Source organism: Acidovorax sp. sic0104 (assembly GCF_019219095.1).
GTDB lineage: Bacteria > Pseudomonadota > Gammaproteobacteria > Burkholderiales > Burkholderiaceae_C > Acidovorax.
This window is the reverse complement of the sequence record NZ_JAHUWH010000025.1, coordinates 25,419-47,463: the sequence shown is the minus strand read 5'-3', so window position 1 is coordinate 47,463 and position 22,045 is coordinate 25,419. Positions and strand designations below refer to the sequence as shown.

Here is a 22,045-nt window from a genome sequence, read left to right as displayed (position 1 = left end):
CCGCCGCCGTACCCGCCCCTGTGGCATCCGCAACCCCTGAGCCGGCCTCGATGCGCATCTTTCACATCCACAGCGGCGGCGTGCAGGAGCTTGACAGCCTGCCGGGCCACATGCCCACGCAGGGCTTCGTCTGGATCGCCTGCTCGCGCAGCGCCTTCCAGGCCCGGCTGGCCGAGATCCAGGGCCGCCTGCAGGCGCTGGTGGGCCTGCAGTTGGTGGACCTGCACGTGTCCGACCTGCTCAACGCACAGCTGCCGTCGCACTACGACTACACCTCGCAGTACGACCTGCTGGTGTTCCGCCGGCTGGCCACGGCACAGGGCGATGCCGCGCAGCCCCCGTCGCCACCGGACGATGCCCACGCCGCCGCCAGCACCCTGCGGCGCGGGGGGCCGCCGGTGCTGCGGCGCATCGACACCAGCCCCGTGGGCTTTGCGGTGTTCGATCAGTTGCTGCTCACCGTGCACCCCACCGATTGCTCGGTGCGCGACGCCTACGCCACGCGGCTGCTGGCCTCGCTGCCAGCCAGCCCCGGCGAAGGCCGCAGCAGCCCCGTGCCCGGCGCGCGCGTGCCCGCCAGCCCGGCCGACCTGATGCTGCGCGTGGTCAACCTCATGGTGGACGGCTACCTGGACTTGCGCCGCGAGCTCACGCGCCAGCTCGATCACTGGCAAAACGAGTTGCTCAAGCCCCGCGCCCGCTACGTGAACTGGAGCTCCCTGCTGGAGGCGCGGCTGTCGCTGCACCAGCTCGACGAGATCTGCGAAGACCAGCGCACCGCCGTGCAGGACTGGATCGACGCGCTGGAAACCTGGGCCCTGCCCGACTCGCCCACGGGCCTGCGCGAGCTGGACCTGCTCAAGGTGCGCAGCCGCGACGTGCTGGAGCACATCGAGCGCGTGGTGCACCACGTGCGCCGCCTGGAGCAAAGCACCGAAACGGCCGTGCAGATGCATTTCTCGGTGCAGAGCAACCGCACCAACGACATCATGCGCACCCTCACGGCGCTCACCGCCGTGTTCCTTCCGCTGAACCTGATTGCCGGCATCTTCGGCATGAACTTCGAGTTCATCCCGCTGATCCACAAGGCCGACGGCTTCTGGTGGGCCATGGGCTCCATGGTCGCGATCGCGGTGGCGCTGGTCGCGCTGTTCTGGCGCAAGCAATACCTGTCACGCACCCGGCGCTAAGCGCCTGAGCCGCCTGTGGCAGCCCGGCACGGCCACCCAAAGCCGCAACCCGTCGCTCCCGATCAACGTGCCGGGGCTGGCGTGCCGAACAGCCCTGCCGCGTTGTCCCACGCCACCTTGCGCGCGACATCGGCCGGCAGGCCGCCCAGCCAGGTGCGATAGCCTGCCATCAGGCTCTCGTAGTGCTGCCAGCGCTGGTTGACCCAGGTGTCGGAGCCGATCACGAAACGCGTGGGGTACTTGAGCAGCAGCGTGCGCCACGCGGGGCACAGCTGGTTGTCGTCGCACACCAGGCCGGGGCGGTACGACAGCTCGCCCACCAGGCCGGGGTAGCGTGCGAACAAGGCGTCCACACGGTCCACCGGCGCGCCGCCAATGCCGGTGTGCGCCCAGATGAGCCGCAGCTTGCGGCCCTTGGAAGGTGTGTTGGCCATCAGCAGGTCGATGGCCGCATCGTCCACGTGCGCCAGCACCACCAGGTCGCGCTCTTCGGACAGCGCCATGAGCTTCTTGGCCACCGGACCATCGGCGTTGGCACTGTCGTACAGGTGGAACTCGCCGATGCCGCGGTAGGGCCCTGCCGGCGTTCCGCGCGCCAGCTCCGTCTGCACCATGGTGTAGATGCTCTCATCCGCAAACCAGCCGGTGTAGTCAGCGCGGTTGCGGTACAGCCGCACGAAGGGCACCACCGCCACGCCGGCCTCGCGCGTTTGCGGCAGGCCGGCCAGCGTGAGCGAGCCTGTGTTGGGCCGCGAGTTGGCGACGATGGCGCGCACACCGCTTTTCTGCATGCGGCCCAGCACATCGGCGGGCGGGTGCGGACCAGCCTTGCCGTCCCAAGCCTCCTCGTTGTAGTGCAGGTGGGCGTCGAACAGCGGGCCGCTGTAGTCGGCCGCATGGGCCTGACACCCAGACGCTATCAAAAAAATAGCTGCCAGCGCTTTACCAGAAAGCGCCAGGCGCCAAAAAGGCTTCACAACCCGAAGCATGGCGGCCATGGAGACAGCCCTCAGGCAAGGTGTTTGTCGAAGAACGCCAGGGTACGGTCGCGCGCAGCCATGGCGGAGGCCTCGTCGTAGCTGCCACGCTGGTCGCAATTGAACCCGTGGTCGGCCTCGTACAGGTGCACCTCCACCTCCGGATGGGAGCGGGCGAAGGCCTGCACGCTGTCCACCGGGATGTAGTGGTCGCGCTGGCCGAAATGCGCCAGCACCGGCACCTGGGGCTTGCGGGCGGCTTCCTCAGGCGAGGTCATGCCGCCGCCGTAGTACGGCACGGCCGCCGACAGGCCACTGAGCGTGCAGGCCGCGCGCCAGGTGAGCAGGCCGCCCCAGCAAAAGCCCACGATGCCCACCTTGCGGCCGCTTTGCTGCGCGGCGTAGTCGATGGCGGCCTGGATGTCGGGCATCACGCCGGGAGCTGGCAGGGCCTCCACGGCGGCTTTGAGGCCCATGCCGGCCTGCATGTCGTCACCGGTGTAGCCCAGCTCCACGTTCTGCTGCACGCGGTGGAAGGTGGACGGCGCCACCGCCAGGTAGCCGCGTGCGGCAAAGCGGTCGGCCACCGCACGGATGTGCGAGTTCACGCCGAAGATCTCCTGCAGCACCACCACGGCGCCACGCGGCGCAGCGTCGGGCTGCGCGACCCAGGCGGGCACCACGGTGCCATCGCTGGAAGTGAGGTTGACGAATTGACCCATGGCATGACTCCTTGATTCGTTGATCGGTGGAATGGCGAGACTGGCGCAAACGGGTGGAAACGGTCACCAACCCGGCGGACGCACCATTCTGGCCGCAGCACCTTACTCTGTTCAAATGCAGGCCATTTTTCAGGAGACTTGCCATGGCCGACCACCCCAAAGTAGCCTTGATCACCGGAGGATCCCGGGGCATCGGCGCGGCGACCGCCCGCCTGGCGGCGCGCCAGGGCTGGGCCGTGGCCGTCAACTACACCCGCGACGCCGAGGCCGCCCGGGCGGTGGTCGCATCCATCGCTGCGGCGGGCGGCACCGCCATCGCAGTGCAGGCCGACGTGGCGGACGAAGCCCAGGTGCTGGCCATGTTCCGCACCGTGGACGAGCAACTGGGCCGCCTCTCTGCACTGGTGAACAACGCGGGCGTGGTGGACGTGCCGGCCCGCGTGGAAGCGATGAGCGTGGCGCGCTTAAGGCGCATGTTCGACATCAACGTGATCGGCAGCTTCATCTGTGCGCGCGAAGCCGTGCTGCGCATGGGCGCGCAGCACGGCGGCGCGGGCGGCAGCATCGTCAATGTGTCCAGCGCCGCGTCGCGCCTGGGCGCTGCCGGCCAGTATGTGGACTACGCAGCGGCCAAGGGTGCCATCGACACCATGACGCTCGGCCTGGCCCGCGAGGTGGCCGCCGACGGCATCCGCGTGAATGCCGTGCGCCCCGGCCTCATCGAGACCGACATCCACGCCAGCGGCGGCCTGCCCGACCGGGTGCGCGACCTGTCGCACCAGGTACCCATGTTGCGCGGCGGCACCGCCGATGAGGTGGCCGAAGCCATCGTGTGGCTCATGTCGCCCGCAGCCAGCTACACCACGGCCACGCTGATGGATGTCTCCGGCGGACGTTGACCGGCACGGCGCGCCGTGCGCTGCAGCGCAGCATGCCCGGCGGGCCCTGGCGGCAGAAAACCCCGCATACTCGCGCACAAACGCCCTGCCCTCTTGCCCTTCGGAGCACCCTGATGGACCTCAAGCCCCTCATCACCCTGCTGGCCATCGTGAACCCGCTGGCCATCGTGCCGTTCTTCATCCACTACACGCAGGGCTTCTCGTACCCGCAGCGGCGGCGCACCATCCAGGTCGCCAGCTTCAGCGTCTTCTGCGTGATCGCCGCCTGCGCGCTGCTGGGCCTTCAGATCCTCGACTTCTTCAACATCTCGCTGCAGAGCTTCCAGGTGGGCGGGGGCATGCTGCTGCTCATCAGCGCGATGAACATGCTCAACGCCCAGCCCGCCGAGGCCAAGCCCAGCACCAACGAGTATGAAGAAGGCGCCGAGAAGGCAGCGGCGGGCAGCTCCATCGCCGTGGTGCCGCTCACCATCCCCCTGCTCACCGGCCCGGCCAGCATGTCCACGGTGGTGATCTATGCCGACCGCGCCCAAGGCATCTGGCAGACACTGGCGCTGGTGGGCTACGGCGTCGTCATCGCGCTGGCCACCGCCGTGTGCTTTGCACTGGCCGACCCGATTGCCCGCGTGCTGGGCAAGACCGGCATCAACGTGATGACCCGGCTCATGGGTCTGATCCTGGCCGCCCTGGCCGTGGAAGTGATGGCCGACGGACTGGGCAAGATCTTCCCGGTGTTGATCGCAAGATGATGAATCACCCCCTGAGACGCTTCGCGTCTTCCCCCTCTCTCGCTTCGCGGGAGGGGGACGCACCCGGTGCCCTGGCAGAGCCAGTTCCACGTGTGCGCTGGCTGGGGTCGTGCCAGTGGCATCGGCCACAGGTGATTCAACGGACGATTGAGAAATGACTGCACGGCTGCTGCTGCTCGAAGACGACCCTGCCATCGCCCGCACCGTGGCCTATGCGCTGGAGCGCGACGGCCTGGCCGTGACGCACAGCCTGCTGGTGGACGACGCCCGCCGCCAGATCCGGGCCTCGCACTTTGACCTGCTCGTGCTCGATGTCGGACTGCCCGATGGCAGCGGGCTCGACCTGCTGCGCGAACTGCGCCACGCCGAGCGCACATCCACCGTGCCGGTGCTCATGCTGAGCGCCCATGGCGAAGAGATCGACCGAGTCCTCGGCCTGGAGCTGGGCGCGGACGACTACCTGGCCAAGCCCTTCAGCCCGCGCGAGCTGGCCGCGCGGGTCAAGGCGCTGCTGCGGCGCGCAGGTGCCCGGCCCGTCGCGGGCGCCGCGCCGCCGGCTGCCCATATTTTCAAGGACGACGAACACGGCCAGCGCATCAGCCTGCGCGGCCAGCCGCTCGCGCTGACCCGGCGCGAGTACCGCCTGCTGGCCCACCTGCTGCGCGGCGCAGGCCGCATCCATTCGCGCGAAGCCCTGCTGGCAGCAGCCTGGGGCGACGACAGCGACAGCACCGACCGCACCGTGGACACCCACATCAAGACCCTGCGCGCCAAGCTGCGCGAGGTGGATGCAGCGACCGAGTACATCAGCACGCACCGGGGCATGGGGTATTGCCTTGATGTGCCTTAAGAATCGGCCCTGGAGCCTTTCCAGCCTGCGCTAATAGCTATCATTTTTTATGAAGTACCTACGCCGTTGCCTGAAAGCACTGGGCTGGCTGATGCTGGCCCTGGGGGGACTGGCCGCTCTGGGGCTGGCCGCACTGATCGTTGCCAACTGGAACGACGATGCCCTGAGCGAGGCCGCCCAGCAGGCGCTGCAGTACACACCGCCCACTGAGCAAGCCCTGGAGGGCAACGGCTATCTGATCGTCATGGGGCTGGATGCGCCCATCGGGGGTGGTGCAATCGGTGACGCCGTGGCACTGGGCCGCACGCGCCTCGCGCGCGAAATCGAGCGCAGGCGCTGGGTGGAGGTCCATGGCGACCGGCAGGAAGGGATACCCTCGCCCATCCCCGCCAAATCCCCGCTGGATGACGTACTGCCCGGCCGGCTTCGTTGCCCGGTCGACGAGTCGGATTGTTTTGCCTGGTTTGTGAAGCACGGCGATGAAGTGCAGGCTCTGGCAAAAACCCACCAGGCCCTGCTGCAGCGGCTGGCGGCTGCGGCCGGTTCTCCGCAGTTCAGCAACCCCGCCCCTATTTACCTGCAGTCTGAATTCCCACCCTATGGGCTCCTCGTACGCGCTCATGAGCTTTGGCTGGCCCAGGCATCGCAGGAATGGATGCATGGGCGACCGCAGCAAGCCCTGGACATCGCCCACCAGGCCGTTCAACTGCGAAGCCGCCTGGCAAGCCATTCCAACAGCTTGATTGCCTCCATGGTCGCGCTGGCCATGCAGCACCGGGAGTTGCGGTGGCTGAGCGACGCGAGCGCACGAACGGCATCGGCACCGCCTATGGCGGAGTCCAAGGCGATCGAAGAACTGCTATCCGCACCGACCACATCCCTGGAATCAGCGCTGAAGGGGGAAATGCAATACATTGCCAGCATCCTGTATCCCCCTGCGGACTCTGGCTTTTACCCGTCCGCGGGAGATGACCCCCTTGCATGGTGGAAGCATGCTTTGAACAGACCAAGCCGTGTGGCTTATTTGCCGAGGCAAACGGTGAATCAAAGCATCGAATACCTGAAGCAAGTACGTGCTGTCAGTGCTCTGCCGATTCATCAACAAAGTGCGGCCTTCTCCAGGATCATGCAACTAGTAGACGATGACAGCGTTTGCTTGCCCTGGAAACGCTTGCGCAACGTCGCCGGATCTTGCGTTTTTGCCACCACAGTGCCTGTCTACCGTACATACATCGAGCGGGTGGCAGACATCGACGGCTATCGCCGCCTTGTCCTCCTGCAGCGCCGTGCCGCCGTAGAACAGGTCGCCCCGCCCGACATGCCCGCTTGGCTGGCCAGGTCACCCCAGACGCTGCACGACCCCTACACCCAGGAACCCATGCAATGGGATGCGGCCACCAGCAGCCTGGTGTTTGAAGGCCGCGAGAAGCAGAACCAGAACCCCGGCCGATCCTCGACCTATCGCGTTCGGTTGCGCGGGTGAAATGGGCATGAGATCCGCCGCCTGCGCGCACCCGGCAATTTTTTGCAGCTTCTGTTTAAGCAGAAGGGTCCGCTGACCCATGCGCCTGGGCATCCGCCTTCTCTTCGCCTTTTTCCTCATCAACGGCATCGCCGCGTTCTTCGTGCTGCGCGTGTTCATGGCCGAGATCAAGCCGAGCGTGCGCGAGGTGATGGAGGACATGATGGTCGACACGGCCAACATCCTCGCGGAGTTGGCCAGCGAAGACCTGGCCGCCGGGCGGCTGGCGGATGGCGGCGGGCAGGCCAGCCCGTTCGCGCAGCACGTGCGCCGCTATGCGAGCCGGCCGGTCGATGCGGCGATCTGGGGGTTTTCCAAGCAGTCGCTGGACTACCGCATCTACGTGACCGACCGGCAGGGCCGGGTGCTGTTCGATTCGGAAAACCGCGCCATCGGGGCCGACTACTCGCAGTGGCGCGATGTGGCACGCACACTGCGTGGCGAGTACGGCGCGCGCTCCACACGCGACGTGGACAGCGACGACACCAGCGGCGTGATGCATGTGGCGGCGCCGATCTATGTGAAGGACGAGATTGCCGGGGTGCTCACGGTGGCCAAGCCCACGCGCACGGTGCAGCGCTTCATCGACCGCGCCGAGCGCAAGGTGTTCATGGGCGGGCTGCTGCTGTTGGCGCTGTCGGCCGCAGTGGGCGTGGCCGTGACGCTGTGGATGGTATGGAACGTGCGGCGCCTGCGCGACTACGCGTTGAGCGTGCAAGGCCCGGCGGATGGCGAGCGTCGCGACGCCGACGCCCCGCCCGCCGCAGCGCTGGCCGTGCCGCAGGTGCCCGGCGAGCTGGGCGACCTGGCACGCGCCATGGACCGCATGCGCGCCCGGCTGGAGGGGCGCGACTACATCGAAGGCTATGTGCGCGCCCTCACGCACGAGCTCAAGAGCCCCGTGGCAGCCATCCGTGGCGCGGGCGAACTGCTGCAGGACGAGCTGCCCGCCGCCGACCGCGCCGAGTTCGCGACCCAGGTGGTGCAGCAAAGCGAGCGCCTGCAGCGCATCATCGACCGCTTGCTGGAGCTGTCCAAGCTGGAGCAGCGCCACCATGCGGAAGGCCGTGCGCCCGTGCCGCTGCAGGGCTGCGCCGAGGCCGCCATCGCCCAGATACGCGCGCGCGCCGCGCAGCGGGGCATCACGCTTGCACTGTCGGGCACGGGCAGCAGCGGCCCGTGGGAAGCGGAGCTGGTGACGCTGGCTCTGACCAACCTGCTGGACAACGCCATCGATTTCGCGCCCGAGGGCAGCACGGTGCAGGTGGAGCTGCGGGGCGGCACCGTGGCCGTGCAGGACGCGGGCCCCGGCGTGCCCGACTACGCACTGCCGCGCCTGGGCGAGCGCTTCTTCACCACGGCGCGGCCCAGCGGCGAGCGCAGCGGCTCGGGCCTGGGGCTGGCCATCGTGCGGCGCGTGATGGCGCTGCACGGCGGGCAGATGGTGGTGGCCAACACGGCGCCGGGCCTGCGCGTGGCGCTGGAGTTCGGCCCCCGGGCGACCCCTGGCATGGACTGAGCGAGGCCTGCTACCGGCCCCCTCTGGCATGCGCGATGGCAGCCACCACCAGCAACGCCAGCGCGACCCCATCCACGCGTGCAATGGTGTCCATCGCACCGTTGGTGCCCGGCGCGTCCAGCCACAGCCACAGGAATGACGCCACGCTCACCAGGCCGGCCACCAGCGCGATGCGATGCCAGTCGGGCCGCAGCGCTGCATAGCCCAGCAGCGCGGCCAGCAGGCCGAAAAGCACGGCCCGGTGGCGCATCAGCAGCACGAGGTTCGGGTCCTGCAACGGCACGCCGTACAGCTGGAACAGCTTGCCGGCCCCCAGAACCCCGGCCAGCGGCAGGACATGGATCACGGCCACCAGCACGAGCACCCCTGAGACGATCTTGCGCATGCGCACACCTTTATTCATGAAGAGACGGACCACCCGTTTCTAGGCCGGTCCGAGCCCGCCGTCGATGACCTTTCAGGTAACGGGCTTCGCGCCGGATCTCTTGCACCTCGCGCCACTTCACACCGGCTTCACAAACTTCATCGACACCTCACGCACGCCGCCAACACTGCCCTCCACATCACTTGCGGAGGACTCCTTGAAACACCCACTGTTCATCAAACTGGCGGCGCTGGCTGCCATCACCGTGCTGCTGCTGTTCGGCCTGTCCATGATCGAGGACGTGGTGCGCGACCGGCTGCGGTACCGAAGCCTGACCGCGCAGAGCGTGGCCGAGAGCCTGGCCGGGCCGCAGACGCTGATGGGCCCCATGATCCACAGCGCCTGCGTGGAGAGCTGGGACGTGGAGACCGGCAAGGGCGAGGAGCGCCGCATGGTGGAGCAGCGGCGCGAGTTCTTGCTCACCGCCATGCCCGAGCAGCTCAAGCTGCGCTCGGGCGCCGCCATGGAGCAGCGGGCACGCGGCCTGCACAAGGTGAACACCTTCAACCTGAAGACCCACCTCACGGCGCAATGGGGCTCGCTGGCCAGCCTGCAGCCGCAAAGCACCCAGAAGAATTCGCGCATGCACTGCGGTGCACCGATCATCATGGTGGCCGTGGGCGATGCGCGCGGCATCCGCACCGCGCAGCTCACCCTGGGAGAGCAGACGCTGGCCCTGCGCCCCGGCACCTTCCACCCCACCTACAGCCGCGGCCTGCACGCCACGCTGCCCGAGACGGTGCGCGGCCAGGCCGCCGGCCTGACCGCCAGCATGGACCTGGAGCTGGTGGGCACCGAGCGCCTGGCCATCGTGCCGCTGGGGGGCAATACCGAAGTGCAGATGACCAGCAGCTGGCCGCACCCCTCTTTCGGCGGGCGCTTCCTGCCATCGGAGCGCGAGGTGACGAAAAACGGCTTCTCGGCACAGTGGCGCCTCTCCTCGCTGGCCACCACCGCGCAGGCCGACATCGACAAGGGCAGCCGCATCTGTATCGGCGGATACGACGACAGCCCGGCCGACTACGCCCCCGGTGGCGCCACGCCGCGCGACTGCGCCGACAGCTTCAACGTGGCTTTCATCGACCCGGTGAACCCGTATTCGCTGAGCGACCGCGCCACCAAGTACGGCGTGCTCTTCATCGCCCTCACCTTCGTGGCCGTGGGTCTGTTCGAGCTGATGAAGAAGCTGCGCGTACACCCCGTGCAGTACCTGCTGGTGGGCAGCGCGCTGTGCAGCTTCTTCCTGCTGCTGGTGAGCCTGTCGGAGCACCTGCCGTTCGGCATCTCGTACGCGGCGGCGGCCAGCGCCTGCGTGCTGCTGCTCGCCTACTACGCCAGCCACATGCTGGGCGGCCTGGCGCGCGGCATTCCGCTGGGCGCGGGCATCGCGCTGCTGTACGGGCTCCTGTACGTGCTGCTGCAGCTGGAGCAGACCGCGCTGGCCGTGGGCGCGATCGCCCTGTTCCTGGTGCTGGCAGCGGTGATGGTGCTCACGCGCAAGGTGAACTGGTACGGGCTCTCGCAAGGCAGCGCGCCGCAACGGCCCACGCCACCGCCCCCCGCGGCCGCACGCACCGCACCCGCCCGCACGGAGGCACTGTGAAATCCGCCTCAACTTCCCCGCTGCCCGCAGCCGCCGCCTGGGCACGGCACCTGGCCGGGGCGGCCTGCCAGGGACCGGACGGGCCCCGCAGCCTGCCCTGCGTGGAGCCACCGCCTGGCACCGCTTTGTCGATGGCGGAAGCGGAGCGCGTGCAGCGCTACCGCGACCGCCTGATGGCCGCAGTGCAGTCGCAGGACCGGGCCGCATTGCGCAGCGCCAAGCAGGCCGTTCTGGAGGCTGCGTTTCGCAACCCCGCAGAGGACGGACGGCCCTGCGCCGGGTCGCCCGCGATGCGCCGGGCGCTGCGGGACCTGTGCTGGCGGATGGCGATCCTGATGCTGCCGCGCCACAGCGGCGGATGAAGCGCGCAGTGCGGCCCAGAATGCCATCTGGCGCACTGTGCGCAAGCGGCTTTAGCTCTCAAAAAAGTAGCGTTCGCCGGCAGCACGGCCTCAGACGGCCACCGTGCGGTTGCGCCCCTCGCGCTTGGCGGTGTACATCGCCGCATCCAGGGTGCGCAGCGTGATGTCCAGCGGGTGCAGCGGCTCGAAGGCCGACAGCCCCATGCTCGCGGTCAGCACCAGGGCTGGCTCGATTCCCGGCACGGGCCGGGCTGCCAGTGCAGCATGCAGGCGCTCTGCCACCGCCCCGGCCTGGTCCACGCCGGTCGCGGGCAGCAGCGCCATGAATTCCTCGCCGCCCCAGCGGCTCACCACGTCGGCGGCACGGAAGACCTCGCGGCACAGCGCGGCCACGTGTTGCAGGGCCATGTCGCCCGCATGGTGCCCGTGCAGGTCGTTCACACGCTTGAAGTGGTCCACGTCCAGCATCAGCAGGCTGGCAGGCTCGCCGCCGCGCTGCAGCAAAGCCAGCTCCTGGCGCAGGCGTTCGGTGAAGGCCCGGCGGTTGGACAGGCCTGTAAGCACGTCGGTGTGGGCCAGCACCGCCATCTGGCGGCGCGCCTCTTCCAGCTCCACCAGCATGTGGCCCTGGCGTTCGTTGGCGCGCTTGAGCTCCAGCAGCCGTATCACCTGGCGGGCCAAGGCCAGCATCAGCTCCTGCAGGCGTGGCGCCAGCAGGCGCGGAACGTAGTCCAGCACACACAGGGTGCCCAGCACATAGCCGTCGGGCGTGACCAGCGGCGCCCCGGCGTAAAAGCGCATGGGGTGTTCTTGCGTGACGATGTCGAAGTGCGCAAATCGCGGGTCCAGCGCCAGGTCGGGCACCACGAACACGCCGGTCTGGCGCGCGGCGTAGCGGCAGATGGACTGGTCCAGCGGGGTCTCCTGCACCGCCAGGCCCATCGCGGCCTTGAACCACTGTCGCTCGCGGTCCAGGAAGCTGATCAACGCCACCGGGGCCGCGCAGATGTGCCCCGCCATGTCCGCCAGCTCGTCGTAGGCGGGCTCCATCGGGGTGTCCAGAACGGCATAGCGCCGCAGGGCCTGCAGGCGCTGCGGGTCGTCGATCAGCGGGTCGGGGAAGGCAAGGGTGTCCATGGCAGAAGATGCAGTGGCGCAGCACCCTTGCAGCATGCCACACCCCTGCATGAAACCCATGCGCAACAACCCGCGCCATGGCGGGTGCGCATTCACACCGCCTCGGCTGGCGCAGGCGGCCGACGCGCCACGCGTGGCCGAGGCTGCCCTCAGGCCAACGCCGGCTGCGGACTGTGAGTTGCCGATTCTGCGCCAACGGTGTCGGAACAGCTGGCGCTCGCGCACCCGTGGATCAAGCCCTGGGGCAACGCCTGGGGCGCATGCACCACGCCGGTGGCGGGGTCAAACCCCACACGGCGCAGGTGCAAGGCCAGCGCCGCGTCCATGCTCTGCGCATGCTGCGGGAACCACAGGGCCAGCTCGCTCGCCATGACGCGCAGGACCTGCAGATCGCCCTGCTGGGCACGCGCAGTGCCTTCACGCATGACCTGCAGGACCACCCGGTGCTGCATGCTGTGGCAGTTGCCCGATGCGAACCGTGTGGAGGCCATCCAGGCGTCCTCCTGCCCGAAATGGTGGTCGGTGTGCTCCACCAGCGCCTGCCATGCGGCCAGGATCTGCGCATCGTCGGCTGCATCCACCACCGCCAGCAGCTCCACGAATTCGCGGTGCGTATCGTCCATCAGGTCGAGATCCAGGGCCAGCGCGTCCGACCATTCGAGTTGTGCCATGGAGTGTTCCCTTCGTGCGCCGCACGCACCGTGTGAAAGACAAGGGAGCGAGGTTAGTTTTGCAGGGCGCGCAGGGTGTTGATGCAGGTCATGCTTGCCGCAACCAGCGAAGCCGCGCCAAACGAAATGCCCCGCAAAAGACAATGCCCCGCTCAAGGCGGGGCCTGGCGGGGCATCGTCGGGGGCCGGCAGGCATCCGCCTGCGGCCCTTCCGTCCGGCGCAAGGCTGCGCGATCAGCTCTTGCCGTACATGCGCTTCATGTCGTCAACGCATTTGGACTTGGCATCGCCCGACATCGCGTCGCAGCGCTCCTTGGCGGCCTTGTAGGCGGCATCGTTCTTCTCGGCGTTGGCATCCTTCTTGGCTTCTGCCACGGCTGCGCCCTTTTCGGCGGCGCTGTCGGCGGGCTTGGCCTGCACTTCGGCAACCTTGGCGTCTTCCTTGGCCTTCACGCGGGCAGCCTTCGCGTCCTTCTCGCACACGTCCTTGTCGTTGCCCTTGAGGTCGTCGCACTTTTCCTTGGCGACGTTGTAGGTGGCGTCAGCGCGGGCATCGGCGACCTTGCGGGTGGCCTTGGGGCTGGGCTTGTGCTGCGCGTCGAGCTCGGCCTTGGCCACATCTTCGGCGCCCTTGGCTTCCTTCTGGCAGATGTCCTTGGCGTTGGCCTTCAGGCTGTCGCACTGCGACTTGGCGGCCTTGTAGTCGGCGGAGATCTTTTCCTTGCCGGCCTTGTATTCGGCATCGGTCAGCGCGAAGGCGGAGGTGGCCAACAGGCCGGCGGCGACGGAAGCGATCAGGGTGCGTGCAAATTTCATGGTTTTCTCCTCAAGCAGCGGTGCTGTGATTTGGTATGGGGTGGGGGTAGGTAAAGGCGAGAGAAGTTTGCTTCAGTCGTTGAAGCGGAAGTCAGGGTGGCGCGACTGCCAATCCTTGAGCTGCTTTTCGGCTTCGTCGCGGGCAATGCCCTGGCGCTCTTGCAGCTTGCCCAGGAACTGTTCGCGCTTGCCATCGATGACGTCCAGGTCGTCGTTGGTGAGCTTGCCCCACTGCTCGACCATCTTTCCTTTGAATTGCTTCCAGTTGCCCTTGATGGTGTCTTCGTTCATGGTCTTCCTCCTCTAGGGTTGATTCGCTGGGCCTGCCGCCGATGTGGCGGTATCGGGTGCCGTGCAGCGATGGAGTGAATGTAGAAACTGCGCGCCGTCCGGTGCGTAGGCAGTGGGGGGAAGCCGACGTCGGCTGCTGGACTACAGGCGTGACAGACAAGGCGGTGCGTCCGCCGCCGGGCCAATGCGCTGCCTGTAGGTGGCGCTAATCGAAAGCAGGCGCGTTGTGCAAACCGTTTCATTTGGTGACGCTTTGTCATCTCTCATCACGATTTACCGCTGGATGCCGAGTGTTGCAAATCCATACACTGAATCGAAAGCGAATGGCACCAGATCGCAATAGCGCATCAGCACACCGTACCGTTTGCAGGGTGTGCCACGGAACTGCGCGATGGACTGCGGCCAGATAACCAGCACAACACCATGACACTGATGAAAGAAGCACCCTCGGCTGCGATGGCCGAGGGGGTGACCGAGGTTCCCCACGCCACCGAGCGGGCGCCACGCCCGGCGCCTTTGCCCCGCGACGCGACCCTGGCCGCGCTCATGGCCAGCGTGGCGCTGGCGGCCTGCGGCGGTGGCGGGGATTCCGCCAGCGACAACGCCAGCCCACCCTCCATCCCCGACCTGGGCACCTCGCCTGGCACGCCGACGGGTCCGGGCACGACGCCGCCTCCACCGCCGTCCGGCCCCAACCCCACGCCGGCGCCCCCTGCGGACCCCACGGCACCGGCACCCTCGCCCGCCACACCGCCGCCCCCTCCGGCGCCCGTCCCGGGCAGCTATGCCTACCCCGCGGCCACCACCGACCAGGAAGCGGCGCGCTTTCTCCTTCAGTCGCAGTTCTCGGCCTCGACAGCAGAGATCGCGGCACTGCGCGCCAGCAGCTACAACGGCTGGATCAACGACCAGTTCGGCAAGCCGGTGGGCACCAAGGGCTGGGACTGGCTGAACCAGCGCGGCTACAACGCGGTCAACAGCGCCACCTCGTACTACGACAACACCTACCCCGGCGACGCGATGATCTGGCAGCAGCTCATGACGTCGACCGATGGCCTGCGCAAGCGGGTGGCGCTCGCGCTGTCGGAGATCTGCGTGGTGTCGCTCTCGGGCCTGGACTTCAGCTGGCGCAGCCACGCGATGGCGCACTACTGGGATCAGCTGGTGGCCAATGCGTTCGGCAACTACCGGCAATTGCTGGAAGACGTGACGCTGAACCCGGCGATGGGCTACTACCTCAACACGCGCGGCAATCAGAAGGAAAACACCGCCACGGGCCGCCAGCCCGATGAGAACTACGCGCGCGAAATCCTGCAGCTCATGTCCATCGGCCTCGTGGAGCTCAACCAGGACGGCACGGCCAAGCGCGATGGCTCAGGCCAGCTGGTCGAGAGCTACACGCAAAGCGACGTGACCAACCTCGCCCGCGTGTTCACCGGCTACGACTACAACCAGTCGCAGAACAGCCCCACCACGGTGCCCGGCACCTCCCGCACCGTGCCCAGCACGAATTTCACGCGGCTGCCGATGTCGCTGAACGCGTCGCTGCATTCCACGCTGGCCTCCACGTTCCTGGGGGCCTCGATCGCCGCCGGCACACCCGGTGCCGACGCACTCAAGACCGCGCTGGACACCATCTTCAACCACCCCAATGTGGGGCCTTTCATCGGCAAGCAGCTGATCCAGCGCCTGGTCACCAGCAACCCGTCCCCCGGCTACGTGAGCCGGGTTTCTGCGGCGTTCAACAACAACGGCTCGGGTGTGCGCGGCGACATGCGGGCGGTCATCAAGGCGGTGCTGCTGGACGATGAGGCACGCGGCCCGGCCGGCCTGTCCAACCCGATGTTCGGAAGGCTGCGCGAGCCCATGCTGCGCTTCGTGCAGTGGGGCCGCACCTTCGGCATCTCGTCGCAATACGGCAGCTGGAAGATCGGCGACCTGAGCTCGGCGGGCTCGCGCCTGTCGCAGAGTCCGCTGCGCTCGCCGTCGGTGTTCAACTTCTTTCGGCCCGGCTACGTGCCGCCATCGACAGCCCTGGCCACGGCCGGCGCCGTGGCGCCCGAGTTCCAGCTCGTCAACGAAAGCAGCGTGGGCGGCTACCTGAACTACATGCAGGGCGTGATCCGCAACGGCGTCTACGTGAATGCGCCGGACCTGCCCAACAACGGCAGCAACGGCAACAACGGCTACGACATCAAGGCCTCCTACGTCACAGAGCTGGCCATGGTGGCGGACGCCGATGCGCTGGTCGACCGGGTCAACCTGCTCATGGCGGGCGGGCAGCTGTCCGCGGCCACCGTCAAGCTGATCTCCGACGCCCTCAAGACAACGACGGTCACGGCGGCCAGCACCGACAACGCCAAGCGCGACCGCGTGGCCGCCGCGATCTTCCTCGTCATGGCCTCGGCCGAATACCTGATCCAGAAGTAGTACCAAGGCGCGCTGCCATGCATCTCCTCCAACCCGAACTCCACTCCCGCCGCGCCTTCCTGCGCCGCTCGGCCCAACTGGGCATTGCCGGCACGGCCCTGCCGTTCGCGCTCAACCTCGCCGCCGTCGGCGAGGCTGCGGCGTTCACCGCCACGGACTACAAGGCCCTGGTCTGCGTCTTCCTGTACGGCGGCAACGACTACGCCAACACCGTCATCACCTACGACGACGACAGCTACAACAAATACAGCACCATCCGTGGCGGCGGCGGGGGCCAGTCGGCCGGCGGCATCGCACTGGCCAAGTCGGCGCTCACGCCCACCCTGCTGGCCCCCACCACGCCATTGACTGGCGGCCGCCAGTACGCGCTGCACCCGGCAATGGCGGGGCTGGCGAACCTGTTCAATACCGGCAAGGCGGCCGTGCAACTGAACGTGGGGCCGCTGGTGGTGCCCCTGACCCGCGCCGAGTACAGCAACAGCAACCGCACCCTGTACCCGCTGCCGCCCAAGCTGTTCTCGCACAACGACCAGCAGTCGGTCTGGCAGTCTTCCTCGCCCGAAGGCTCCACCGTGGGCTGGGGCGGCAACCTCGGCGACCTGGCGATGTCATCCAACGGCAACTCGCTGTTCACCTGCATCTCCGTCACCGGCAACGCGGTGTTCCTGTCGGGCGACTCGGCCCTGCAGTACCAGGTCAGCACCAACGGCGCGATCCCCATCAACGGCGTCAAGAACAATGTGTACGGCTCGACGGCCGTCCGCGCGGCACTCACGTCGCTGATACAGCAGGGCAGCGGCCAGTCGCTGGAGAACGAGTACAACCGCGTCACCGCCCGGGCCATCGGGGCCGAGGCCTCCATCACCTCGGGCATCGCCGGGGTCAACCTGGCCACGGCCTTCCCCACCAGCAACCCGCTGGCCGACCAGCTCAAGATGGTGGCCCGCCTGATCGGTGCCCGCACCAGCCTGGGCAGCAAGCGCCAAGTGTTCATGGTGTCGCTGGGCGGCTTCGACCTGCATGACAACCTGGTCTCGCAGCAGCCCGTGCTGATGCAGCGCGTGAGCGAAGCCATGACCGCTTTCTACGACGCCACGGTCGAGCTGGGCCTGGCCGACAAGGTGACCGCTTTCACCGCCTCGGACTTCGGGCGCACGCTGAGCTCCAACGGCGACGGATCGGACCACGGCTGGGGCAGCCACCACTTCATGGTCGGCGGCGCCGTCAAGGGCAAGGCCTTCTACGGAAAGGCGCCGCCGGTGAGCATCACCAACAACGCGGGCGACCCCAACGACCAATGGCACGTCGGCCAGGGCCGCCTGCTGCCCAGCACCTCGGTGGACCAGTACGCCGCCACGCTGGCCAGCTGGTTCGGCGTGAGCAATTCCGAACTGCCGGGCGTGCTGCCCAACCTGGGCCATTTCGGCGGGGCGGACTACCCGGCCAACCTGGGCTTCATGGCCTGATGCGGGCCTGCGCGCCTGGGTGGCCGGGCGTCCACGCCCACTCCCGGCGTGCGGCTTCGCACAGGCGCGGGGAGCCCACCGCGCGCATGCCCCAATAATGGCGGCATGACCACTTCACCCGCCCGCTCGCCCCGCCCCCGTGTTGTCATCATCGGCTGCGGCTTCGGGGGCCTCGAAGCCGCACGCGCCCTGCGTGGCGCCGCGCTGGACGTGACCCTCATCGACAAGACCAACCACCACCTCTTCCAGCCCCTGCTGTACCAGGTGGCCACGGCCGGGCTGTCCGCGCCGGCCATCGCGGCGCCGATCCGGCACTTGTTTCGCCAGCAGAGCAACGTCACCACCTTGCTGGGCGAAGTGACCCGCATCGACGTGGCTGCGCGCACCGTGCACCAGAAGGACGGCGGCCACGCCAGCGAGCCCCTGCACTACGACCACCTCATCGTCGCCGCAGGTGCCACGCACAGCTACTTCGGCCAGGATGCGTGGGCCACCCATGCGCCCGGGCTCAAGACGCTGGACGACGCCTTCGAGGTGCGCCGGCGCATCCTGCTGGCCTTCGAGGCCGCCGAGAAAGAACCCGACCCCGCCCGCCGCGCCGACTGGCTCAACTTCGTGGTGGTGGGCGCAGGCCCCACAGGCGTGGAGATGGCGGGCACGCTGGCGGAGATCGCGCGCCACACGCTGCCCGGTGAGTTCCGGCACATCGATCCGGCCAGCGCGAAGATCATCCTGCTCGAAGGCGGCACCCGCGTGCTGCAGGCCATGCCGGAGGCCTTGAGCCAGCGTGCCAAGGAGCAACTGGAAAAGCTGGGCGTCGAGGTGCGCCTGCACGCCCGCGTTACCGCCATCGATGGCGATGGATTGGTGGTCGAATCGCCCTCTGGCGCAGGTTCAGAAAGCGCCAACAGCTATCAAATCAAGAGCAAATGCATTGTGTGGGCAGCAGGGGTTGCGGCCTCGCCCCTGGGCCGGCACCTGGCCGAGGCCACCGGCTGCGCCACCGACCGCGCCGGCCGCGTGGCCGTGGCGCCCGACCTGTCGCTGCCAGGCCACCCCGAGATCAGCGTGATCGGCGACCTGGCCGCGGCCAAAAGCCACGTGCCCGGCCAGGAGCCCACGGCCGTGCCCGGCGTCTCGCCCGGCGCCAAGCAGATGGGCCGGGCCGTGGCGGCCAACATCCTGCGCCGACTCAGCGGCCAGGCCACGCAGCCGTTTCGCTACCGCGACTACGGCAACCTGGCCACCATCGGACGCAACTCCGCCGTGGTGGACCTCACCTCGCCGGCAGGGCCGGTGCGCTTTTCAGGCTACTTCGCGTGGCTGTTCTGGCTGTTCGCGCACGTGTACTTCCTGATCGGCTTTCGCAACCGGCTGGTCGTCCTGCTCGACTGGGCCTGGGCGTACTGGAGCTTTGCGCGCTACGCCCGCGTGGTGACGGGGATCGAGGGGCAGCCGTCCGTGACGGCTGTGCCGGCTGTGAAGGCCGACGCCAGACCCTAGGGATCTTCTGCACGAATCATCGTGCCGCGTGCCTCTGCGCACCCTTGGCAAATCGGTGGGTGCAGAGATTCCCCAGAGCATTCATTGCCCGCCCGCCGCCTCGCCACGTCAAGGCCGGGCGTCTGCCACCTGCTCCAGCCACTGCGCCAGCTCCTGCGCCGCCTGCGTCGAGGCGTCGGACAGCGCCGCCACGCCGCCTGCGGCGTCGGCGCTGCGCGCCGGCGTGCGGACGATGAAGACGCGCTGGCCCCGCAGCGCCTCGCCCGCCAGCGTCAGGTCCACCACCGTCGCGCGCAGGCGCACCACGCCGGCGCTGTCGGTGGCGCTGGTGAAGATGTGGCTGAACTCCTCGATCTCCACGCGCAGCACCGAAGGCAGGCGGTTGCCCTGGGCCGGGTCGCGTGCCTGGGCGGCGGCGTCGTCGGCCTTGAGCACGGCGCGCCGCTGGCCCAGCTGCTCGCGCAGGCGCTGCTGCAGCAGTTGCGCAGGCGGCTGGCTCCAGCGGGCCTGGCTGTAGGGACGCAGCTGCTGGGTGTCCGAGTACATCAGGCGGTAGAGCACGGCGTTGCTGCCTTCAGGCAGGCCGGGCGCGTCCACATCGGCCAGCGCCAGCGGCGGCAGCGGCGCACGCCGGTCCGTGGGCACCGGGGCCAGCGCGCCGGGTCCGAAGTCGTACAGCACGGGCCGCGCGGGCGGCGTGGGCAGGGCCGAGCAGCCTGCCAGCAGGATCAAGCCAAAAACGGCGCCAACGCTTGATATATAAGCGCGCTCAGCTATGCTTTTGATAGTATTCATATCCATTCCTCTGTATTCATTGCGCCGGTGCAGGGCACAGACTCAGCAATCGGCACGGCCCCTTTGCCAGTGCACCCGGAAGGCGCCGCAGGCGACTCAGCGGGGGCTGAACCCCGCTTCACCCGGGCCGGGCGGGACGCGTCCAGAGCCGTAGATGAACAGTTGCGGGTTGTCCGACACGCCGCCCGCGGTGCGGCTCAACTGACGTGCGGCGCGCGATGTGTCGTCGGCCGCGCGGTTCAGGCGTGGCAGCGTGGTGGTGCTGAACTGGTCGGCGGCGCGCGCGAGCGACTGCGTGCCGATGGTGATCTGGTCGATGGGCCCGCCGTCGGCGCCCAGGCGCTGGGTGGTCTTGCTCACGTCGGCCGCCAGCGACGAGACGCTGGCCCCCGCTTCCTGCAGCGATTGCAGGGTCTTGCGGGCATCGCTGGCCAGGGGCGGTATCGACGCCAGGGCAGGGTCCAGGCGTTGCGCCACGGTGGCGTCGAGCCGCTGGGTCAGCGCGTTCACACTGCCGGCGGCCAGGGCGATGTTGCCAATCGCCTCGGAGAGTTTTTGCTGGTTGCTGTCGGAAAGCACCTGGTTCACCCGGCGCGTGGCCTCCTCGACCTGGCCCAGGATGGCGGGCGCCTGCTCGGCCAGCTTGCCGAAGGGCGATGCCTTGATGGGCAGGCGCGGCAGACCGCTGGGCCCCGGGGGGAGCTCGGGATAAGGCTTCTCGGCGTCGTCCAGCAGGATGTGGGCAAGACCCGTCACGCCCTGATAGCCCAGCACCGCGAAGGTCGTGGGGCTGATGGGCGCCTGCTCGTTCACGGCGATGCGGATCAGCACGTTGCCGTTGACCTGCGGGTCGAACCCGATGCGGGTGACCTTGCCCACGGCCACGCCCTTGTAGCGCACGGCCGCCTGCGGCTGCAGGCCGCCGACGCCGTCCTTGGTGGACAGCTCGTACTGCTCGTAGTTGGCGCTGTCGCGCGTGAGCCAGACGGCCAGGCCGGCCAGCATGGCGGCCACCACCAGCACGAAGATGCCTGCGGCAAGCGCGTGGGATTTGTTTTCCATCAGGTGTGTTCCTTGTCTGGCTGGGCTGCGGGGGCCTGCACCGGCGCCATCGCCCGCTGGCCGCGTTCGCCCAGGAAGAAGTGCTCGATGAACGGGTGCTTGAAATATGCGACCTCGTGGGGCGGGCCGGTGACGATGACCTTCTTGTCGGCCAGCACGGCCACGCGGGTGCTGAGCGCGAACAGCGTGTCCAGGTCGTGCGTGACCATCACCACCGTGAGCCCCAGCGCCGCGCGCAACTCGCGCAGCAACGCGCAGAAGTCGTCGGAGCTGCTCGGGTCCAGCCCCGCCGTGGGCTCGTCGAGCAGCAAGAGCGGCGGGTCCATGATGAGCGCGCGCGCCAGCGCCACACGCTTGACCATGCCGCCGGACAGGTCGGCCGGCATGCGGCTGGCGTGCTCGGGCTTGAGGCCCACCATCTGCAGCTTGACCAGCGCTGCGTCGCGCACCAGGTCGTCGGGCAGCGTACCCTGCTCGCGCAGCGCGAACGCCACGTTGTCGAGCACGTTGAAGGCCGAGAACAGCGCCCCGTGCTGGAACAGCATGCCCACACGGCTGGCCGCGCCCTCGCGCCCCATCTCCGACGCGGGCCGACCCAGCACCGTCACCGTGCCGCGCGCCGGCTTGGCCAGGCCCAGGATTTGGCGCAGCAGCACCGTCTTGCCCGTGCCCGAGCCACCCACCAGCGACAGCATCTCGCCGCGCTGCACGCTGAAGTTCAGGTCCTGGTGCACGGTGAACGCCTCCGTGCCCTTGCCGAAGATGCTCCACAGCCCGCGCACATCCACCACCGGCGCCTCCCCCGGCGCCACGGCGATCTGCTCCGGCTTGGCAATGCGTTCAGTCATGGCAGCCCCCGCAACTGCGATTGCACCGTCGCCGACCTACGACACTGGCGCGCCCCACACCAGTGCCACCGTGGAACTGGCTCTGCCAGGCCACGGGTGGCGTCCCCCCTCAGGGGGCTGAGGGGCCGCGGCTCCGAGCCTGCCAGTGCAGGCTTGGACGGCACCGAAGAGTTGCCGACTCTGGCGGCAACACCGGGCGATGTGCGACT

Annotated in this window: 21 protein-coding genes; 11 read left to right on the top strand and 10 right to left on the bottom strand. The window is 68.3% G+C overall.

What is annotated here, in order from left to right; all coding sequences use genetic code 11:
- The first annotated feature begins 50 nt into the window (after positions 1 to 50).
- Positions 51 to 1,190: a magnesium transporter CorA family protein gene (locus KW835_RS24905; protein WP_218387400.1), complete on the top strand. Its 1,140-nt coding sequence runs from the start codon at positions 51 to 53 to the stop codon at positions 1,188 to 1,190.
- 62 nt (positions 1,191 to 1,252) lie between these two features.
- Here KW835_RS24905 and KW835_RS24900 read toward each other — a convergent pair whose 3' ends face one another.
- Positions 1,253 to 2,179, bottom strand: coding sequence for an amidohydrolase family protein (locus KW835_RS24900; RefSeq protein WP_370633687.1), 927 nt, complete (start codon positions 2,177 to 2,179; stop codon positions 1,253 to 1,255).
- A 20-nt stretch (positions 2,180 to 2,199) separates the two neighbouring features.
- Positions 2,200 to 2,889: a dienelactone hydrolase family protein gene (locus KW835_RS24895; protein WP_218387399.1), complete on the bottom strand. Its 690-nt coding sequence runs from the start codon at positions 2,887 to 2,889 to the stop codon at positions 2,200 to 2,202.
- 143 nt (positions 2,890 to 3,032) lie between these two features.
- Between KW835_RS24895 and KW835_RS24890 the strand changes: the two genes are divergently transcribed.
- The 5 genes from KW835_RS24890 to creC all read left to right on the top strand — a co-directional run bounded on the left by KW835_RS24890 (position 3,033) and on the right by creC (position 8,428).
- Positions 3,033 to 3,788 carry an SDR family oxidoreductase gene (locus KW835_RS24890; protein WP_218387397.1) on the top strand — a complete coding sequence of 252 codons (756 nt, stop codon included), beginning with the start codon at positions 3,033 to 3,035 and terminating at the stop codon, positions 3,786 to 3,788.
- 113 nt (positions 3,789 to 3,901) lie between these two features.
- Positions 3,902 to 4,537, top strand: a complete 636-nt coding sequence (locus KW835_RS24885) for a MarC family protein (protein WP_218387395.1) — start codon at positions 3,902 to 3,904, stop codon at positions 4,535 to 4,537.
- 154 nt (positions 4,538 to 4,691) lie between these two features.
- Positions 4,692 to 5,387 (top strand): two-component system response regulator CreB, encoded by a 696-nt coding sequence (creB, locus tag KW835_RS24880; protein ID WP_218387394.1) that lies wholly within the window; start codon positions 4,692 to 4,694, stop codon positions 5,385 to 5,387.
- 49 nt (positions 5,388 to 5,436) lie between these two features.
- On the top strand, positions 5,437 to 6,870 hold the full coding sequence (locus KW835_RS24875) for a hypothetical protein (protein ID WP_218387393.1): 1,434 nt from the start codon (positions 5,437 to 5,439) through the stop codon (positions 6,868 to 6,870).
- 79 nt (positions 6,871 to 6,949) lie between these two features.
- A complete protein-coding gene (gene creC, locus KW835_RS24870) occupies positions 6,950 to 8,428 on the top strand; it encodes a two-component system sensor histidine kinase CreC (protein WP_218387392.1) in 1,479 nt (492 codons plus the stop codon).
- A 10-nt stretch (positions 8,429 to 8,438) separates the two neighbouring features.
- On the opposite strand, the gene KW835_RS24865 is transcribed toward creC, so the two are convergent.
- Entirely contained in the window at positions 8,439 to 8,813 is a 375-nt protein-coding gene (locus KW835_RS24865) for a phosphopantetheine adenylyltransferase (protein ID WP_218387391.1), read from the bottom strand.
- A 196-nt stretch (positions 8,814 to 9,009) separates the two neighbouring features.
- On the opposite strand from KW835_RS24865, the gene creD reads away from it, so the two are divergent.
- Positions 9,010 to 10,455, top strand: coding sequence for a cell envelope integrity protein CreD (gene creD / locus KW835_RS24860; protein ID WP_218387390.1), 1,446 nt, complete (start codon positions 9,010 to 9,012; stop codon positions 10,453 to 10,455).
- A complete protein-coding gene (locus KW835_RS24855; RefSeq protein WP_339385495.1) occupies positions 10,452 to 10,817 on the top strand; it encodes a hypothetical protein in 366 nt (121 codons plus the stop codon). Before creD ends, KW835_RS24855 begins: the two co-directional genes overlap by 4 nt.
- 90 nt (positions 10,818 to 10,907) lie before the next feature.
- Here the strand turns inward: KW835_RS24855 and KW835_RS24850 are convergent, their stop codons facing one another.
- The 4 genes from KW835_RS24850 to KW835_RS24835 all read right to left on the bottom strand — a co-directional run bounded on the left by KW835_RS24850 (position 10,908) and on the right by KW835_RS24835 (position 13,732).
- Positions 10,908 to 11,954: a sensor domain-containing diguanylate cyclase gene (locus KW835_RS24850; RefSeq protein ID WP_218387389.1), complete on the bottom strand. Its 1,047-nt coding sequence runs from the start codon at positions 11,952 to 11,954 to the stop codon at positions 10,908 to 10,910.
- 149 nt (positions 11,955 to 12,103) lie between these two features.
- Positions 12,104 to 12,625 carry a hemerythrin domain-containing protein gene (locus KW835_RS24845; RefSeq protein WP_218387388.1) on the bottom strand — a complete coding sequence of 174 codons (522 nt, stop codon included), beginning with the start codon at positions 12,623 to 12,625 and terminating at the stop codon, positions 12,104 to 12,106.
- A gap of 234 nt (positions 12,626 to 12,859) precedes the next feature.
- The gene (locus tag KW835_RS24840; RefSeq protein WP_218387387.1) at positions 12,860 to 13,441 is read right to left on the bottom strand and encodes a hypothetical protein; all 582 of its coding nucleotides are present in this window, start codon (positions 13,439 to 13,441) and stop codon (positions 12,860 to 12,862) included.
- Between the two features lie 72 nt (positions 13,442 to 13,513).
- Entirely contained in the window at positions 13,514 to 13,732 is a 219-nt protein-coding gene (locus KW835_RS24835) for a CsbD family protein (protein ID WP_218387378.1), read from the bottom strand.
- A 423-nt stretch (positions 13,733 to 14,155) separates the two neighbouring features.
- On the opposite strand from KW835_RS24835, the gene KW835_RS24830 reads away from it, so the two are divergent.
- From KW835_RS24830 to KW835_RS24820, 3 genes are all read left to right on the top strand, one after another.
- On the top strand, positions 14,156 to 16,162 hold the full coding sequence (locus tag KW835_RS24830; protein ID WP_218387376.1) for a DUF1800 family protein: 2,007 nt from the start codon (positions 14,156 to 14,158) through the stop codon (positions 16,160 to 16,162).
- 17 nt (positions 16,163 to 16,179) lie between these two features.
- Positions 16,180 to 17,628, top strand: coding sequence for a DUF1501 domain-containing protein (locus tag KW835_RS24825; RefSeq protein ID WP_218387375.1), 1,449 nt, complete (start codon positions 16,180 to 16,182; stop codon positions 17,626 to 17,628).
- 105 nt (positions 17,629 to 17,733) lie between these two features.
- Complete coding sequence (locus KW835_RS24820) at positions 17,734 to 19,131, top strand: NAD(P)/FAD-dependent oxidoreductase (protein ID WP_218387373.1); 1,398 nt, start codon at positions 17,734 to 17,736, stop codon at positions 19,129 to 19,131.
- A gap of 108 nt (positions 19,132 to 19,239) precedes the next feature.
- Here KW835_RS24820 and KW835_RS24815 read toward each other — a convergent pair whose 3' ends face one another.
- The 3 genes from KW835_RS24815 to KW835_RS24805 all read right to left on the bottom strand — a co-directional run bounded on the left by KW835_RS24815 (position 19,240) and on the right by KW835_RS24805 (position 21,836).
- A complete protein-coding gene (locus tag KW835_RS24815; protein ID WP_218387371.1) occupies positions 19,240 to 19,926 on the bottom strand; it encodes an ABC-type transport auxiliary lipoprotein family protein in 687 nt (228 codons plus the stop codon).
- Positions 19,927 to 20,022: 96 nt separating this feature from the next.
- On the bottom strand, positions 20,023 to 20,988 hold the full coding sequence (locus KW835_RS24810; protein ID WP_218387369.1) for an MlaD family protein: 966 nt from the start codon (positions 20,986 to 20,988) through the stop codon (positions 20,023 to 20,025).
- On the bottom strand, positions 20,988 to 21,836 hold the full coding sequence (locus KW835_RS24805; RefSeq protein ID WP_218387367.1) for an ABC transporter ATP-binding protein: 849 nt from the start codon (positions 21,834 to 21,836) through the stop codon (positions 20,988 to 20,990). Before KW835_RS24805 ends, KW835_RS24810 begins: the two co-directional genes overlap by 1 nt.
- Positions 21,837 to 22,045: the final 209 nt, after the last annotated feature.

Bases quoted from the DNA above. Each gene is read 5' to 3' on its own strand.
- KW835_RS24905 (WP_218387400.1), top strand. From the start codon at position 51: ATGCGCATCTTTCACATCCACAGCGGCGGCGTGCAGGAGCTTGACAGC.
- KW835_RS24900 (WP_370633687.1), bottom strand. From the start codon at position 2,179: ATGCTTCGGGTTGTGAAGCCTTTTTGGCGCCTGGCGCTTTCTGGTAAA.
- KW835_RS24895 (WP_218387399.1), bottom strand. From the start codon at position 2,889: ATGGGTCAATTCGTCAACCTCACTTCCAGCGATGGCACCGTGGTGCCC.
- KW835_RS24890 (WP_218387397.1), top strand. From the start codon at position 3,033: ATGGCCGACCACCCCAAAGTAGCCTTGATCACCGGAGGATCCCGGGGC.
- KW835_RS24885 (WP_218387395.1), top strand. From the start codon at position 3,902: ATGGACCTCAAGCCCCTCATCACCCTGCTGGCCATCGTGAACCCGCTG.
- creB (WP_218387394.1), top strand. From the start codon at position 4,692: ATGACTGCACGGCTGCTGCTGCTCGAAGACGACCCTGCCATCGCCCGC.
- KW835_RS24875 (WP_218387393.1), top strand. From the start codon at position 5,437: ATGAAGTACCTACGCCGTTGCCTGAAAGCACTGGGCTGGCTGATGCTG.
- creC (WP_218387392.1), top strand. From the start codon at position 6,950: ATGCGCCTGGGCATCCGCCTTCTCTTCGCCTTTTTCCTCATCAACGGC.
- KW835_RS24865 (WP_218387391.1), bottom strand. From the start codon at position 8,813: ATGCGCAAGATCGTCTCAGGGGTGCTCGTGCTGGTGGCCGTGATCCAT.
- KW835_RS24850 (WP_218387389.1), bottom strand. From the start codon at position 11,954: ATGGACACCCTTGCCTTCCCCGACCCGCTGATCGACGACCCGCAGCGC.
- KW835_RS24845 (WP_218387388.1), bottom strand. From the start codon at position 12,625: ATGGCACAACTCGAATGGTCGGACGCGCTGGCCCTGGATCTCGACCTG.
- KW835_RS24840 (WP_218387387.1), bottom strand. From the start codon at position 13,441: ATGAAATTTGCACGCACCCTGATCGCTTCCGTCGCCGCCGGCCTGTTG.
- KW835_RS24835 (WP_218387378.1), bottom strand. From the start codon at position 13,732: ATGAACGAAGACACCATCAAGGGCAACTGGAAGCAATTCAAAGGAAAG.
- KW835_RS24830 (WP_218387376.1), top strand. From the start codon at position 14,156: ATGACACTGATGAAAGAAGCACCCTCGGCTGCGATGGCCGAGGGGGTG.
- KW835_RS24825 (WP_218387375.1), top strand. From the start codon at position 16,180: ATGCATCTCCTCCAACCCGAACTCCACTCCCGCCGCGCCTTCCTGCGC.
- KW835_RS24820 (WP_218387373.1), top strand. From the start codon at position 17,734: ATGACCACTTCACCCGCCCGCTCGCCCCGCCCCCGTGTTGTCATCATC.
- KW835_RS24815 (WP_218387371.1), bottom strand. From the start codon at position 19,926: ATGAATACTATCAAAAGCATAGCTGAGCGCGCTTATATATCAAGCGTT.
- KW835_RS24810 (WP_218387369.1), bottom strand. From the start codon at position 20,988: ATGGAAAACAAATCCCACGCGCTTGCCGCAGGCATCTTCGTGCTGGTG.
- KW835_RS24805 (WP_218387367.1), bottom strand. From the start codon at position 21,836: ATGACTGAACGCATTGCCAAGCCGGAGCAGATCGCCGTGGCGCCGGGG.